Origin of the sequence: Brevibacillus sp. BC25 (genome assembly GCF_000282075.1) — a bacterium.
In the GTDB taxonomy this organism is placed as follows: domain Bacteria; phylum Bacillota; class Bacilli; order Brevibacillales; family Brevibacillaceae; genus Brevibacillus.
This window is the reverse complement of record NZ_AKIX01000040.1, coordinates 130083-145510: the sequence shown is the minus strand read 5'-3', so window position 1 is coordinate 145510 and position 15428 is coordinate 130083. Positions and strand designations below refer to the sequence as shown.

The 15428-nt window shown below is 48.1% G+C and carries 13 protein-coding genes and 1 riboswitch; of the genes, 1 reads left to right on the top strand and 12 read right to left on the bottom strand.

All coding sequences use genetic code 11. The features are described 5' to 3' along the window. Window positions 1-59 precede the first annotated feature (59 nt). Window positions 60-617 carry a helix-turn-helix domain-containing protein gene (locus PMI05_RS12560; RefSeq protein ID WP_007721833.1) on the top strand — a complete coding sequence of 186 codons (558 nt, stop codon included), beginning with the start codon at window positions 60-62 and terminating at the stop codon, window positions 615-617. 61 nt (window positions 618-678) lie between these two features. On the opposite strand, the gene PMI05_RS12555 is transcribed toward PMI05_RS12560, so the two are convergent. The 12 genes from PMI05_RS12555 to PMI05_RS12500 all read right to left on the bottom strand — a co-directional run bounded on the left by PMI05_RS12555 (window position 679) and on the right by PMI05_RS12500 (window position 15314). Beyond that, window positions 679-1611, bottom strand: coding sequence for a D-alanine--D-alanine ligase (locus tag PMI05_RS12555; protein ID WP_007721832.1), 933 nt, complete (start codon window positions 1609-1611; stop codon window positions 679-681). A gap of 46 nt (window positions 1612-1657) precedes the next feature. Then, a complete protein-coding gene (locus PMI05_RS12550) occupies window positions 1658-3148 on the bottom strand; it encodes a PLP-dependent aminotransferase family protein (RefSeq protein ID WP_007721831.1) in 1491 nt (496 codons plus the stop codon). 197 nt (window positions 3149-3345) lie between these two features. Beyond that, window positions 3346-3600 (bottom strand): aspartyl-phosphate phosphatase Spo0E family protein, encoded by a 255-nt coding sequence (locus tag PMI05_RS12545; RefSeq protein ID WP_007721830.1) that lies wholly within the window; start codon window positions 3598-3600, stop codon window positions 3346-3348. 355 nt (window positions 3601-3955) lie between these two features. Then, the gene (locus tag PMI05_RS12540) at window positions 3956-5350 is read right to left on the bottom strand and encodes a helix-turn-helix domain-containing protein (protein ID WP_007721828.1); all 1395 of its coding nucleotides are present in this window, start codon (window positions 5348-5350) and stop codon (window positions 3956-3958) included. Between the two features lie 349 nt (window positions 5351-5699). Next, window positions 5700-6950 (bottom strand): aminopeptidase P N-terminal domain-containing protein, encoded by a 1251-nt coding sequence (locus tag PMI05_RS12535; RefSeq protein ID WP_369751205.1) that lies wholly within the window; start codon window positions 6948-6950, stop codon window positions 5700-5702. Between the two features lie 257 nt (window positions 6951-7207). Further along, window positions 7208-8839 carry a peptide ABC transporter substrate-binding protein gene (locus PMI05_RS12530; RefSeq protein ID WP_007721824.1) on the bottom strand — a complete coding sequence of 544 codons (1632 nt, stop codon included), beginning with the start codon at window positions 8837-8839 and terminating at the stop codon, window positions 7208-7210. Window positions 8840-8866: 27 nt separating this feature from the next. Next, window positions 8867-9823 carry an ABC transporter ATP-binding protein gene (locus tag PMI05_RS12525; protein ID WP_007721822.1) on the bottom strand — a complete coding sequence of 319 codons (957 nt, stop codon included), beginning with the start codon at window positions 9821-9823 and terminating at the stop codon, window positions 8867-8869. Next, entirely contained in the window at window positions 9816-10838 is a 1023-nt protein-coding gene (locus PMI05_RS12520; protein ID WP_007721820.1) for an ABC transporter ATP-binding protein, read from the bottom strand. Before PMI05_RS12520 ends, PMI05_RS12525 begins: the two co-directional genes overlap by 8 nt. A gap of 13 nt (window positions 10839-10851) precedes the next feature. After that, window positions 10852-11799 (bottom strand): ABC transporter permease, encoded by a 948-nt coding sequence (locus PMI05_RS12515; RefSeq protein WP_007721819.1) that lies wholly within the window; start codon window positions 11797-11799, stop codon window positions 10852-10854. A gap of 4 nt (window positions 11800-11803) precedes the next feature. Further along, window positions 11804-12736 carry an ABC transporter permease gene (locus tag PMI05_RS12510; RefSeq protein ID WP_007721817.1) on the bottom strand — a complete coding sequence of 311 codons (933 nt, stop codon included), beginning with the start codon at window positions 12734-12736 and terminating at the stop codon, window positions 11804-11806. A 109-nt stretch (window positions 12737-12845) separates the two neighbouring features. Then, window positions 12846-12950: riboswitch (SAM riboswitch) on the bottom strand. Between the two features lie 122 nt (window positions 12951-13072). Beyond that, window positions 13073-13864, bottom strand: coding sequence for a sulfite exporter TauE/SafE family protein (locus PMI05_RS12505; protein WP_007721814.1), 792 nt, complete (start codon window positions 13862-13864; stop codon window positions 13073-13075). Between the two features lie 31 nt (window positions 13865-13895). Further along, the gene (locus PMI05_RS12500; protein WP_007721813.1) at window positions 13896-15314 is read right to left on the bottom strand and encodes a rhodanese-like domain-containing protein; all 1419 of its coding nucleotides are present in this window, start codon (window positions 15312-15314) and stop codon (window positions 13896-13898) included. Between the last annotated feature and the right edge of the window lie 114 nt (window positions 15315-15428).

The following is a 15428-nucleotide window of genomic DNA, read 5'->3' as shown; positions in this document are numbered from 1 at the left end:
TTGTAAAGTATAACGTACATACGTGCAATATAGCGTCCGTACTCGATGGAGGGCATTTTATGGAAGAATTTCACACAAATATTGGAGAAAACATAAAGCGTATTCGGAAAGAAAGAAACTTGAGCTTGGATAAAACTTCTGAAATAACAGGAGTTAGCAAAACAATGTTAGGACAAATTGAAAGAGGCAAGTCGGCTCCAACTATCACAACCCTTTGGAAAATAGCTAGCGGGTTGCGCTTATCCTTTTCTTCACTCGTTAGTCAATTCAAGCCGAATGTTACGATCGTAAAAAAGAAGGAAGTAAATCCGATTATTGAAAATAACGGACAGTATCGTGTATATCCGCTGGTACCGTACAATCCAGAACAACAGTTTGAGATCTTCTCGGTAACCCTTGAACCAGGATGCGAGCATATAGCAGAACCGCATTCAACAGGGGTTGAGGAATTCATTCTCGTAAATGAAGGCACGCTAGAGGTTGTTGTCAATGAACAAGTTTATATAGTTGAGCCTGAGGATACTCTTATTTTTAAAGCAGACAGGCCTCACATTTATCGAAACAACGGAGATCGTATCGTAAAGTGTTCCGTAGTCATTCACTACTCCAGTCAATGAAAACAAAGAGAAACCCCACTACATGTAGGGTTTCTCTTCCGTTAGACCACTAGCATATTTGCTATCCGTTAGCAGTGTTCCCCCATTCCTGGTTCCTCTCATGGAGCGAGCTCGCAATAATACGGTCCAGCACTTGTGTAAAAGTCATACCTGCTGCAGCTGCACTCTTTGGAAACAGGCTGTTGGCAGTCATCCCCGGTAAGGTGTTCACTTCTAGCACGTAAGGCATATCCTCACACAAAATCATATCGACCCTTGCATAGACCTTGCACTGCAGTAGTCGGTAGCTCGCGAGCGCCGCCTCGCGCACACGCTGCTGAGTAACAGGAGGAAGCTCGATTACCTTCTCCTCCGCACCGCCGTCTTCATATTTCGCTCGGTAGTCGAACCACTCTGAATGCGCGGAGCGAATGCCGATAATCGGTAGTACCTCGCCATCCAGAATCGCGCAGGTAATCTCCGTCCCTTTCAAATAGGTCTCAATTAAGATTCCCTGATCCAAATGGCTGGCTTCCTGAACTGCTGACAGTAGCTCCTTCTCGTTATGCACGAGCTGGACACCAATACTGGATCCTCCCATGTTCGGCTTCACAATCACCGGGTAACTCAATTGCTCTACCGCCTGAGGATCATAAACATCCTTCCAGTAAAGTCCTGCAGGCGTTTGAATGCCTGCCTCTTTCAGCAGCATTTTGGACAGTTGCTTATTCATACATAAGCTACTTGCCAGGACACCGCTTCCTGTATATGGAATACCCAGTGTCTCCAGCGCTCCCTGTACCGTACCATCCTCACCATATTGGCCATGCAGCGCCAATAGCGCGAAATCGATGCCTTCCTGCTGAATCTGTGTGATTAAATCCGCTCGCTGCGTAACGACAATGGGAACTGCCTCATAGCGAGTGCGATCCAAATGATTGATCATCTCTTGACCAGTCTTCAGAGAAACCTCACGCTCAGAAGAAATACCACCCATAATAACGCCTATCTTCATACTGACACCTCATTTTTTCTTCGAATGGTTGTGCGGTTTGTAATTGTTATGCCTTAAGAAAGAGAAGCGCCTGTTTGCCGATTATCTGAATACCCCGCTCGATATTTTCATCTGTTACTCGTGAAAAACCAAGTCGCAAGGTATTCGTCCCAGTTCCTTCTTGAATAAAAAATTTGTCCCCCGGTGTAAAAATGACACCGTGTTCTGTGCAAACTTCTAGCAACTGGCGTGTATTTACGACTGACGGAAAGGTAAGAAACAAATGCAAGCCCCCATCGCCAGACAGTTTCGCCTCGGGGAGATGTGCTTCACAGCATGCCTTCGTCAGCTCATATTTGCGCTTGTATTCCATACGGGCCTTTTTTACATATTTATCGAAATTTCCATTCAGAAAATATTGATAGAGTATCGATTGATCGATGGTTGATGTATGAATGGTGCGTGCACGCTTAATGCTTTCCAGATTATCGATTAGTGCCTTGTCTCCGAGCACCCAACCCACTCGCAATCCGGGGAACAGTACCTTGGAGAAGCTACCAATATAGATGACTCCGTTCCCTTGCCCTGCTGTCGCGATTAATGGCGCAACATGCGCTCCCGAGTAGCGCAGCTCTTCATTGAATCCATCCTCGATCACCGGAATCTGATAGCGCATCAGTAATTTCATTACGGCACTGCGCTTCGCTGGCGACATGACAATGCCTGTCGGATTGTGATAGGAAGGAGTCAAATAGGCCAGATCGAAGCTGTTTGTCTGCTTCTGCAATACCGCCTCAAGCTCCTCCACATCAATACCATCACTCTCCATCGGAATGCCGGTAATCTCAAATCCTTGCAGCTTCAAATTTTTGATCGCTGTATGATGGGTCGGATTTTCACAAATGGCTGCCCCGCGGCGGGTAGAAGGGCGCAGTGCCGACAGTACTATGTCAAAACCTTCTGTAAATCCGCTTGTAATCAGCATATCCTTGCCACTTAAATCGACGCCCTTATTCTCCATATAACGCATCAAGTAATCGATTAGTGGCTTGTAGCCCTTGGCATAACCGTAGTTGAGTAGCACTTGGCCTTCGATTGCCATCCGATCCATAAAGGCTCGCCTTACATCCCCCAGATCAAACAACTGCTCATCCGGCGCGATGCTTGTGAACGAAATGGTTCCTTTTTTGGCGCGAATACCCTGCTTCATCATATCCAGCTCTGCAGCGGATACAGCATAGTCGTTCATTCGTGCCTTCCAGTCGATCTGCCAGGAGTCGGTGCCGTCAGTTCCTCCTTTATCCGCAGCCAAATGGCCCTCCATAGCGGTAACATAGCTGCCTTTGCCGGGAATCGCATACGCAAATCCGTCATCCTCTAGGCCTTCATAGGCTGCAATCACCGAATTGCGACTCACCTTTAGCAGACTGCTCATTTCTCGTGTGGAGGGCAGCTTTTGATCCCCCTGAAGCGCGCCTTTGATTATTAAACGTTTGACGTATTCTTTCACTTGTATCGCGACTGGACGGTCACCAACAAGCTTGAAATCCTGGAACATCCTTCATCGCCCCCGTCTATAATGATGGCATGGGAGACGAGAGAAAAAAAGAACCACCGCACTGGATTTTTCATCCTTCGGTGGTCCTTTGTAGCGGCCAGCATCCACCCAGCGGTAAAAATGAAAGTAAAAAAGAACCCATTTTGCTAAGGGTTCCTCTTTTGCGATCATTTTTTAGTAGGCCAATAGTGAATCCTTCACCAGATACTATCTTCTTTATGGGTGTTTTGTGCCATCACAATATATTTGTCCAATTGCTGGCTTACACCCAAAACTACGTCACTTGTAAGACCATGTTTTCCTGCCAATTCAATCATTTGTTGTCGTAGTTGTTCGATGCTTGTTTCTAGATCCAAGTGGTGGCGACTTGCTTCTATTCCCGCGCCCCAGATCGTGCACTTGCTTTTCGGGGCACCTTCTAATTCTCTTTTCGGGGATGTTCCTAGGTGCACAGGGACGTCCCTTTCTAATGAACTTGCGAAAGCTTTTATGTTAAGCACCTCCTATGATTTACAAATTATGACATTAATAAGACTATAAATGAATATGCAAGAATTTACCAACTAAGAAAAAATGGAATAGAAAAAAACATCCTATCGAAAGGATGTTTTTTTCTGTGTCTTATCAACTAATCCTAAAAATCTGCACCATGCTGATAATTAATAACGTGTGATATGTCAGACTTTTGAGGTTCGTAAACGATGCCACTGCTAAACCCAAACGTTAGAAGAAGGGCTAGGAATACATATTTCATTCTTTTTCATCCTCTCTACTTAACATCTTTTTAGTGATTGTTGATACATCGTCCTACAACTCATTTATAAATGTAGCTTCGGCCTTCTTCGCTCCAACTACAATTGCATGATATTGGAGAATTTGTGATGGCGAGGCAAGATGGCGATATTTTTCAAATAACTGTACACATTGCAGAGCATCATAATGTCGATTCATCAAATCCGCTAGAACTAAACAGTGTAGGGTTTCATTGAGTCCACTTTCAATGCGTCCCTTTGTAAAATCATATTTTGCTTTCTGATATCGATATTGGAGATGCTGAACCATATTAACCAGCAATGTTCGTTCATGGAATCTAGCAATATCTTCAGAGAGGCGTAATAAAACCTCATCCACACAAAAATGATATTTATTTGCAGCTTCCATAATCGTAACGAGGCCCGGAAGTATTTCAACAGGCTGCTCCGCCAGATAGTCGGTATAATCCTTAATGATTTCTTCATTCCCCATTAATACTTCCAGTGTGTAAAAATTCGCCTTCGCAAAGACTGTAAACCGTTCAACGATTCTTATCCCTTCATCGTCAAGGAGTTCAAACCAATGTAAATCGGCATAAGCTTGTACAAATTCTTTGGATTTGGAATAACCGCCTTGCATCTGTAGGACCAAGCCTTTATATAAATAACCCATTCCGTAGTAGTAGACGAGCGGACGTTCTGTTTTTATCAACTCTGCCGCTCGATTTTTACTGCGCTTTTGCAGCTCATCTTGATAGATAATCTTGGAAATCTCTCGTAGCTCATCTGCATAAGTTTCTGATTCACTCCATTTTTGCAAAGTGAAACAAACCTTAGCCAAACTTAATAAAGCGTCTAATTGATCCGTTTCTGGTAATCGCTTTCGATATGGAGAAAATCGAATAACAGCCTTCTCATTTTCATCAGCATTTGTCCCGAGAATTGCTTGAAATAACCGGTAGTGACTCATCACAAACTGGGTAGAGTAGCTATCTTTCTCGTTCTCAATTACATACTCATAGAATGGCACCGCCTTTCCCAGTTTTCCATCCTCATATAATTGCTCTGCCACAGTAAAAAGGATGGAGATATTTTTGGGATTCTCCAATAATTGGGAGGCAACAGCTTCAATGCAATCCTTTCGCCCATTCTCAGCGCTTCGAATCAAGTAAGGTATCAATCGGGGGCGCGAAATTTTTCCTTCATATAAACATTCATCGGGATATCGTTCATACATCCAGCCTGGCTCGTAACCAAACACCGCAGCGAGCGCGTCTAATTGACTTATGGTGATAGCACGAGGTGGATTCCCATTTAGAATCTCGCTCAATGTTCCCGGATTAATACCAGTTAAATCCCCTAGTTTGGACAATGTATAACCGCGCGCTCGCCGATGTTGTTCGATTTCTGACCGCAGCGACTGGTGCAATGTCCCTAGCAGTCCCCCCATAATGGATCACCCTTTTATTTTTCCTTTATTTTACAATCAAATAGGTTATTATGGAAGGTGCACGAAATATTTCTTTATCATTTTAATAGTTTTTGTAAAGAGATGTTCACACGCAAATAACCATAACAGAGATTGTTATGGTTAAATCGGGATGCTGTTATGCTCACTCTACCACATTAAGTAGTTCACGGAAATTGCCTGGCCATGTATAACGAGCATCACAGCCCGTTGCATGCGTGCGGCTGCACAGATTCTTGGGATTGCGAGAAGCCCTTATATCGAAAACTACGAGAGTTTTGAATCGAAGCAAGTGACCGTAATGAATGAATCCATACGCTCGAATCGTTCGCTATTCCTTTTTGCCGATCAACAATTCCACTTCTTCGATTTCCTTCGGGATTTGCGATGAGAGCACCTCGCAGCCGTCTTCTGTTACTAACACATTATCTTCAATCCGAATGCCAATCGCTTCTTCCTCTATGTACAGACCAGGTTCAATCGTGATCACCATACCAGGTTGCAAAGCAGCACTGTAATCCGAGACATCGTGCGTATCCAATCCTAGGTGATGAGCCACGGAATGATAGTAGTATTTGGAGAGCTCATTGCTTTCTTGGATGAGGCCGAGGCGGAGCAGGCCGTCTGTCAGGACTTGTTTCGTGACATCATTGAGTTGTGTGAGTGTGATACCAGGCTTGACTGCTTCGATGGTCTTGATTTCTGCTTCGAACACGAGTTGATAGATCGCTTTCTGACGTTCTGTAAAGCGACCATTCACAGGAAACGTTCGCGAAATATCCGCCGCATAGTAGTTCGATGTTGCACCGAGGTCAAGGAGGACCAAGTCACCATCTTCCGCACGCTGATTATTCGTTTCATAGTGCAAGACAGTAGCATTGATTCCACTAGCAATAATAGGTAAATAAGGAAGCTCGCGAACACCATGCGACTTCAACGTGAAATCATAGTGCGCCTCTAGCTCATATTCCATGATGCCAGGACGTGCATACGACCACATGCGCCGGATTGCTTCATCCGTGATCGCAATCGCACGTCTGATTTCTTCGATCTCTGCCGGACTTTTCACCATACGCAGTTCTTTCAGCCATGGGCCCGCATCGTGAATCTGCAGGGTCCGGTATTTCTTCTGCGCGTCTTCGGCAAAAGTCTCTGCAGGAGTCTGCTCGTCGCTCCACAGATAGCGATACAAGTCGAGATAGAGCGAGTACTTGCCTTCGCAGCGCCTCGTAAAGGTTCCAAATGACTCCAGCCACTCATCGAGATAGTCGAAGTGTTCGATACCAGACTGCTCTTTCGCCTCTTGATCTGATAAGACGGCTCCTGTCCATTTCGCTTCCAGTTCATTTGGGCGCTGAAGAAATAACGTTTCGGTCACGATGCCAGCGCGTTTCGTGATCATAAGAATGAGGTTACTGCGCGCAATGCCGGTTAGATAATAGAAGTTGCGGTTCGGTGAAAATGGATATTTATCGTCATTGCTGCGTGTCTTGACAACCCCTGAAAATAGGACAAGTGCGCTGTGGTCAGGCATTTTTTCCGCGAGTTTTTGACGGCGATTGATGAACTCTTTTGAATCCATAGTTATTGTCATTTGTATTATACCCCTTCATTCGTGAGTTTCTTCATGGCTTGATCCAGCATAGGAAAGGAAAGACGCTTTTAATCGCAAATAGTTCAGTATAGTCTGACAATCATCTACCGATTTAACATTGATAGATCGTCATGTATCCTCCTTTCTTCTATATTTTAGGATACTTTCATCTATAAAACAAAGAGCAGATGCTTTAGGCCAGCTGCTCCTTGTTATCGTAGATTACAACCGCATTTTATTAATCGTTACTCTGCCACTCTTTTCGCCCAGCGCAGGTCCGGTGTCCCGGTTACACTGAAGCGGATGCCTTCGACCTTTATGCTGTTGAGGTAGTTTTCGTTATTGAAATAAACCGGGATGACGGGCATGTCCTGCATCAAAATGGTTTCAGCGTCGTGCAGAAGCTTCATGCGTGCTTCCTCTTTTTGCTCAACCTTTGCTTTTTCAATCAGCTCGTCAAACTTCGGATTGGCCCAGTTGGTGAAGTTGCGGGAGCTTTTCCCTGTATACAGCTCCAGCATCGCGAGCGGATCGAGGTAATCGCCGCCCCAACCCATGCGGGCAACCTGGAAGTTTTTCTGCTTGAACGTATCGATGTACGTTTTCCACTCTTGATTTTCCAGCTTCACTTGCACACCCAAGTTTTGCTTGAACATTTCTTGTAGCGCTTCGGCGATCTTCTTGTGGTTTTCCGCGGTGCTGTATTTCAATGTAATTGACGGAAGCTCTGTCCAGCCTTCTTCCTTCAAGCCTTCAGCCAGGAGCTCCTTCGCCTTAGCCGGATCAAACTGATAGTAAGGCGCTACTTCTTCTCGGAAGTCCTTGCCCGAAGGAGTTTTCACCCCAAATGGCGTATAACCGTACGCCGGGAGCTGGCCTCCCTTGGTCACGTTTTTCGTCAGGATATCCCGATCGATCGCGTAGGAAAAGGCCTGACGAATTTTCGCATTAGTGAATGGCTTTTCCTCTACGTTGAACGTGTACGTATAAATGCTGTAGTCCGGGAATGATTTGTACTCTTCTTTTTCTTTTTCCTGCTCAATTACGTCAATCGGCAGGGAGTCAATCAGGTCGAGCGCTCCTGTTTTGAACATCTGGTAGTAGGTGGTCGCTTCGTTCACCATCTTGAAGTGGACGGTTTCCATCGTTACCTTTTCTTTCTCCCAGTAGCTCTGACTTTTGGCGATTGTCAGTTGACTGTTGTGGTCCCAGCTCTCCACGGTGTACGGGCCATTGGTCACGATGCCTTTCGCTTCAGCCGCCCAGTTTTTGTCTGCATCCACGACTTTCTTGTTCACCGGCAGATAGGCGCGACTTATCATGATTTTCGGGAAATAGGTGATTGGGTCTTTCAATCCGACGATGAGTGTTCGGTCATCCTTTGCCTTGATCTGAACGTCATCCACGCTACCTTTGCCCGTGTTATATGCCTCCGCGCCTTGTATGTAGTAGAGTGCGGATGGTTCATAGGCGGCAGTCTGCGGATTCAGCACGCGTTTCCAGGAGTATTCGTAGTCATGCGCCGTCAACGGATCGCCGTTCGACCATTTCATCTCGGGGCGCAGCGTAAACGTGTAGGTTTTTCCGTCCGGGGAGACTTCTACCTTTTCTGCTGCGCCTTCGCTGATGTCTCCATTCTGGCTGTATCGGTACACTCCTTCGTATAGATGGTCAATCACCCAGTACGAGGTGGTATCGGAAGCGAATGCCGGGTCTAATGTGTACGGTTCGCCCCGCAGATTAGCGGTCATGACTTGTTTGACGGCTGCTCCCGTCTGTTGATCGGAAGACGCAGCCGGTTTATCGCTGCCGCACGCAGAAAGCGCAGGTATAGCGAGCGCCAGCAATGCGGCAAAAGCGAGCAATCCCTTTTTCATTATGATTTCCTCCTTGTTCTCCTCTATCTACTGTACAAGATGGCAAGCGATCCAGTGTCCGTGCCTCACCTCCTTCCAATCCGGCGCTGTTTCGGCACAAACGCCTTGGGCAACCGGACATCTGGTGCGAAACGGGCAACCGCTTGGCGGATGAATCGGGCTTGGCGGTTCTCCGGTCAGTACAATCTGCTTCCGCTCTTCTCGCTGGGCTGGATGGGAGACCGGCATGGCCGAGATCAATGCCTGCGTGTATGGATGTAGCGGCGTAGCAAACAACTCCTCGCTCGGTGCCAGCTCCACCATCCGCCCCAGGTACATCACACCAATCCGGTCGCTGATGTGCTTCACCATCGACAGGTCATGGGCGATAAACAGATTGGTGATGGACCGCTCTGCCTGAAGATCGGCTAAAAGATTGACGATTTGCGCCTGGATGGACACATCTAGTGCGGAGATGGACTCGTCTGCCACGATAAAGCTGGGCTCCACCGCAAGCGCACGGGCGATTCCGATACGTTGACGCTGTCCGCCGCTGAATTCATGCGGAAAGCGTTTTGCGTGGCTTGGGTGCAATCCTACTAGCTCTAGCAGTCGATAGATGCGTTCTTCTCGCCCTTTGCCTTTTGCCAATCCATAGGAGTCGATTCCTTCGGCGATGATGTCCCCCACTCGTAAACGCGGATTGAGTGAGGCCTGGGGATCTTGGAAGATCAGCTGCATGTGGCGGTTTGCTTCCCGTCGCTCGCGTCTATCCATCCTGGCAATGTCTTTGCCTTGAAACAGGATTCGACCCGCAGTAGCTGGGTACAGGCCCACTATCGTCCTGCCAAGCGTAGACTTGCCGCAGCCACTTTCCCCAACAATTCCGAGCGTCTCCCCTCGCCTGATTTCAAAAGAGACTCGGTCAACAGCTCTAACCCGTTGGTCGCCGCCAATCTCAAACGATTTAGCGAGATTCTCCACCCCTACAATGTTGTCAAGCATGTGTCTCCCTCCCTGCTACCATCCACGCTTCTGCTTTTCGGGCACGCGGGTCGTTCAGCCAGCAGCTCGCCTCATGCTGATTAAAAAACGAATTCGATTGCGGCATATGCTCTAAGCAAATTTCCATGGCAAATCGGCAACGTGCAGCGAACGGGCAACCGGCAGGCGGACGAAACAGATCCGGCGGTGTCCCTTCGATGGGGATCAGCCGCTCTTTTTTACCTGCAACGAGACGTGGTACAGACTGCAACAGCCCTTGTGTGTATGGGTGGCGCGGGTTGTCAAAGATTTCTCCAACCGGGCCGCTCTCCACCACTACGCCTGCGTACATTACTGCTACATGATCGGCCACCTCTGCGACAACTCCCAGATCGTGGGTGATCAAAATGATCGAGGTGTTCAACTGCTCCTGCAACTCCTTCATCAGGCGAAGAATCTGCGCCTGGATGGTCACGTCGAGTGCTGTCGTCGGCTCGTCGGCGATAACCAACTGCGGTTGGCAGGCAAGCGCCATGGCGATTCCGACACGCTGCCGCATACCTCCACTTAGCTCATGCGGATATTGTTCAAATCGCCTCGCCGCCTCCGAAATGCCTACCCTCTCCAGCAGTTTCAACGTCTCTTCCTTTGCTTCCGTCTTCGTCTGATTTCGATGTTTGATCAGCCCTTCCGCAATCTGCTGGCCGATTTTCATCGTGGGGTTCAGCGAGGTCATCGGGTCCTGGAAAATCATACCGATCTGCGAGCCACGAACCTGCTGCCATTCCAACTTGGTTAGCCCCGTCAGTTCACGCCCGCGAAACCGAATGCTGCCGCCTTTTACCTGACCGGATCGCGGAGGAATCATCCCCATCAATGCCCGTGCAGTCACACTTTTTCCGCAGCCGCTTTCCCCGACAATCGCCAGCGTCTCTCCCTCCTTCACAGAAAAGGAAACCCCTCTTACTGCCTGCACCTCTCCACCGTACGTGCGAAAGGAGACGCGCAACTGATCTACTTCTAACAAAGGCTTCACGTTGTACTCCCCCTTATTTCCTGATCCGCGGGTCCAGTGCGTCCTGCAAACCATCCCCGAGCGCGTTGCACGCAAACATGGTAAGGGAAATCATGAATCCCGGAAAAAACAGCCGCCACCACTGTCCGCTCAGCATAACCGCTAGCGCGTCGTTGGCCATGGTTCCCCAGCTGGCGGTTGGCGCTTGCACACCCAGTCCAAGAAAGCTGAGAAACGATTCGGCAAAAATCGCATGCGGTATCGTAAAGGTCAGGTTGACGATGATGACGCCGATCGTATTCGGCAGCAGATGTTTGATGATGATTTTGACATGAGAGGTACCCAGCTTTTCTGCAGCCAGTACAAACTCCTGACGCTTGATCTGCATGATTTGTCCTCTGACCAGGCGGGCCATTCCGACCCAGCCAGTTAGCGAAAGGGCAATAATGATCGTTGTGAGACCAGGCTCCAGAACCACCATCAGCAGGATTACCACCAGCAGATAAGGAATGCTGTACAGAATTTCAGCCAACCGCATCAGGATGTTGTCCACACGGTCGCCCAGCTTGTTCCTCCCTGCCATGTAACCGGAAATCCCGCCGATGCATACACCAATCACTAAGTCGATGGCAGCTGCCGCTACACCAATAAACAAAGAGATTTGACCGCCTCCCCAGGTACGTGCCCACATGTCCCGACCCAAGTCATCCGTTCCAAACCAGTGCTCGCCCGACAGCGGCAGATTACCCTTCGTCAATGACTGTTCATGCGGGTTGTGGGGGACGAGCATCGGTCCGATGATCGAGAGGATCACCACTGTTGCGAGCAAGAAGAACCCGAGCATTGCCAGCTTGTTGCGGAATACCCGCTGCAATACCTCCTGCGAATACCCAAGACTGGGACGTTCCCGAATTTCTTCGGATAGCCTGTTTCGGTCTACTGGTCGAAACAGGGAATCCAGTTGTGTTGCCGGATTGGCCATAACGCTACTTCCCTCCACTCGTCAATCTGATGCGCGGGTCAATCACCCGATACAGTAAGTCGATGATGTACAAAGTAAAAATGAGCACAAAGCTGTAAAACACTGTCGTTCCCAAAATAACGGGGTAATCGCGGTTAAAAATGCTTTCCACGAAGTATTTGCCGAGCCCAGGAATGGCGAAAATCTTTTCCACCACAAAGGTTCCGGTCATCAGGTTGGCAAACAGCGGACCGATAAAGGTAAGAACCGGCAGGATGGCATTTCGCATCCCGTGTCTAACGACAATAGAAAAGGTGCCAAGCCCTTTCGCCTCCGCCGTGCTTATGTATTCCTGTTGCCAAACCTCAAGCATGCTGGCTCGTACGAAACGGGCGATAATGGCGAGCGGACCGATAGCGAGCGCAAGCGTTGGAAGTATCGAATGCTCCCAGCTCCCCCACGCAGCAACGGGAAGAAGCTCCCATTTGACCGCCAAGTACTTGATCATAAGTGGCGCCAGAATAAAACTGGGGATGGAGATCCCAACGATGGCTGCAAACATAGACAAGAAATCCAAGGTTCGATTGTGATAGAGTGCCGCTACGATTCCCAGTGTGATTCCACCTGCCAGCGCGACAATAAACGACTGGAGTCCCAGAACAGCCGAAGCGGGAAATCCCTCTGCAATCAGCGTGTTCACATCCCTCGTCTTAGACTGGATAGAGGGCCCCAAGTCAAATTGCAGCAATCCTTTCAGATAGAGCAGGTACTGTATCGTGATTGGCTGATCCAGGTTGTACTCCGCCCGCATGTTTTTTACCACTTCTTCTGGTAGCATTTTGGCGTCAGACGCGAACGGGTCACCCGGAATCAGGTGCATGGTCACAAACGTTACCGTGACAATAATCCACAGGGTAACGATCATGAGAAAGCCACGCTTGACCGCATAATGAAGCACGTTGTTTCCTCCTTCACATAATACAAAGTAAAATGATATGAATACTACGAATTATAAATATAGAAAACCCCTCTCCGAAAAGAAGAGGGGCAATTGCACGGTTCCCACCTTCTCATCTCGCAGAATAACTCCGCAGGAATTGGCACCGTAAGGTCAATCAGACCAAGGTTGCCGGGTTTCATCGGGCCAGTCCCTCCACCACTCTAGATAAGAATGTTCTATGAAATTTAATTTCATCGTAAAATTCTTTTTTATCTTATCATTTTACTCGGATATGTCAATCCTGTTCAATAACAATTGATTCTTCTTTATTTTATTTATGAAAAAAGTAAATCTTCACACACGTATGAATATGAGGATATCAGCCCAGATCTTAATTGTGGTGGCTAGGATCAACAAGGCAAGAATGCTTTGGAGAATCCGTGTGTCCAAACGTTTGCTGACCTTCGCACCGAGCGGCGCTGCCAAGATACTGGCGATTACCATGATCACGGATGGCCACAGCAATATGTCCCCCGCCATCCATTTCCCTACAGTCGAACCGATGGAAGAAAGAAAGGTAATGGCAAGAGATGAAGCAATCGTAACTCTTGTCGGAATCTTGAGGATGATCAACATGATGGGAACCAAAATAAAAGCGCCAGCTGCCCCGACAATTCCGGAAGCCCCTCCGACAATCAAAGCGGATAATATGGCTGTTGTTTTATGAAAGATAACCTCGTTCTGTTCACATTCGTCCATTCGCTTTTTTGGCAGGAACATCAAGATTACAGCAATGGTGGCCAGGATGGCGTAAACAATATTAATGGCTTCTGCCGATAGATATTTTCCTCCATACCCTCCAAGCAAGCTTCCTACGATAATGGCACTTCCCATGTACAGAACGAGCTGGTAATGAATAAGCTTATCTTTTCGTAGAGTCCAAACAGCAGCTAGGGTGGCAAAAAATACTTGGATTGCACTTATTCCGGATACTTCGTGAGCTGTGTAAGCAACGAATCCAAGGGCGGGCGGAATGTACAGAAGCATCGGATACTTGATGATAGAGCCACCGATTCCGACGAGACCAGAGATAAATGATCCCGCGAAACCGATAACAAACAGTGTGATCACAAGGTCGATAGTCATAGGCTCACCCTTTGCAACACCTCGCTTCGTTTTATCCTCGTTCTACAACTGTCAAGCCGTCTTTTTGCCATTTCAAGATTCCGCCGCTCAAATTCATTACATCCTTGAATCCGTTTGCCTGAAGAATACTTGCGCCAATAGCGGATCGGGCACCGGAACGGCACTGCACGAGAAGCGGCTTATCGTGAGGAATCTCATCCAGCCGCATGGCGAGAGTACCGAGCATGATGTGCTGTGCATTCGGAATGTGTCCTTCCTTCCACTCAGCCAGATTACGCACATCTACTACGTGAACCTCTCCCTTTTTCACCCGTTCTGCAATCTCCAGCGGTGTTACCTCTTCAATTGTCTCGAGCGAAGACATTTCACTTTCCATCAGCTTGCCGCTGTCGATAAAGCCTGTGACATGGTCAATCCCTACGGAATGCAAGGCTTTCAAAATCACGTCCAGCTCATCTGGGGTGGCCAGGATGTGAACCGGGCGATCGTAATCGACAATCCAGCCTGCCCAGTTGGCAAATGATTTGTTAAAAGGAATGTGAAGTGTTCTCGCCAGATGCCCCTTCGCAAATTTCTGGAAAGGACGCGTATCGACAATCTGTCCGTTTTCCGGCGATTCCTTTACCTGTTCAAACGAGTTGAACTCTTGAACAACAGGGAGTTCGTTGAGCAAGGCAGGACCTTCCTTATTCACGCGTTTCATCACTGCAAAATACGATGGCGGCTCTGGTTGTCCATCCAGGAGTGCCGTGACGAATTCCTCTTCACTGGAGTGTGACATCGCCCAGTTAAAGAGCTTTTCATAGCCGACGGTAGAAGACGGCACGGCCCCCAGTGCTTTGCCGCAAGCGCTTCCTGCGCCATGAGCTGGCCATACCTGCATATAATCCGGCAGTTGCTTGAATTTTTGGAGGGACTGGAACATGGCCCTTGCACCTGACTCGGACGTACCCTTCATTCCCGCCGCTTTTTCGAGCAAGTCTGGTCTGCCGATATCGCCGACAAAGACGAAATCTCCCGTGAAGATCCCGATGGGGCGATCTGCATTCCCTCCGAGGTCTGTCAAAAGGAAGGAGATGCTTTCGGGTGTATGGCCAGGCGTATGCATAACTTCAAATAGCAAGTTCCCGATAAAAAAGCGATCCCCATCATGGACAAGCTGATGGTTCAAACCTTCCAAGTATTGATATTTCCAATCTTCATCGCCGTCATTGGATAAAAACAGCTTCGCCTGATAAGCTGCGCCCAGTTCCCTGGCACCAGATACAAAATCAGCGTGAATGTGGGTTTCGGTGGCGGCTACAATGGTTACTCCCTCTGCTTTTGCGACTTCAAAGTAAGGAGCCAGATTACGGCCGGGATCGATCACAATTGCCTCCCCGGTTTTTTGGCAGCCGACCAGATAAGATGCATGAGCCAGTTTTTCATCATAAAAATAACGTAACAACATAGTGCACTCCTCCTCTTACACGTCTATTATTTGTTTGATTTTTCCGCGATTACTTCTAGCAGCGATTCGGTAAAGCGAAGTGTCTTTTGGACGGTAGGATCTTTCATGAGTTTG

What these genes read in the sequence shown, in the direction of transcription:
- PMI05_RS12560 (WP_007721833.1), top strand. Translation starts at nt 60, where the DNA reads ATGGAAGAATTTCACACAAATATTGGAGAAAACATAAAGCGTATTCGG.
- PMI05_RS12555 (WP_007721832.1), bottom strand. Translation starts at nt 1,611, where the DNA reads ATGAAGATAGGCGTTATTATGGGTGGTATTTCTTCTGAGCGTGAGGTT.
- PMI05_RS12550 (WP_007721831.1), bottom strand. Translation starts at nt 3,148, where the DNA reads ATGTTCCAGGATTTCAAGCTTGTTGGTGACCGTCCAGTCGCGATACAA.
- PMI05_RS12540 (WP_007721828.1), bottom strand. Translation starts at nt 5,350, where the DNA reads ATGGGGGGACTGCTAGGGACATTGCACCAGTCGCTGCGGTCAGAAATC.
- PMI05_RS12535 (WP_369751205.1), bottom strand. Translation starts at nt 6,950, where the DNA reads ATGGATTCAAAAGAGTTCATCAATCGCCGTCAAAAACTCGCGGAAAAA.
- PMI05_RS12530 (WP_007721824.1), bottom strand. Translation starts at nt 8,839, where the DNA reads ATGAAAAAGGGATTGCTCGCTTTTGCCGCATTGCTGGCGCTCGCTATA.
- PMI05_RS12525 (WP_007721822.1), bottom strand. Translation starts at nt 9,823, where the DNA reads ATGCTTGACAACATTGTAGGGGTGGAGAATCTCGCTAAATCGTTTGAG.
- PMI05_RS12515 (WP_007721819.1), bottom strand. Translation starts at nt 11,799, where the DNA reads ATGGCCAATCCGGCAACACAACTGGATTCCCTGTTTCGACCAGTAGAC.
- PMI05_RS12505 (WP_007721814.1), bottom strand. Translation starts at nt 13,864, where the DNA reads ATGACTATCGACCTTGTGATCACACTGTTTGTTATCGGTTTCGCGGGA.
- PMI05_RS12500 (WP_007721813.1), bottom strand. Translation starts at nt 15,314, where the DNA reads ATGTTGTTACGTTATTTTTATGATGAAAAACTGGCTCATGCATCTTAT.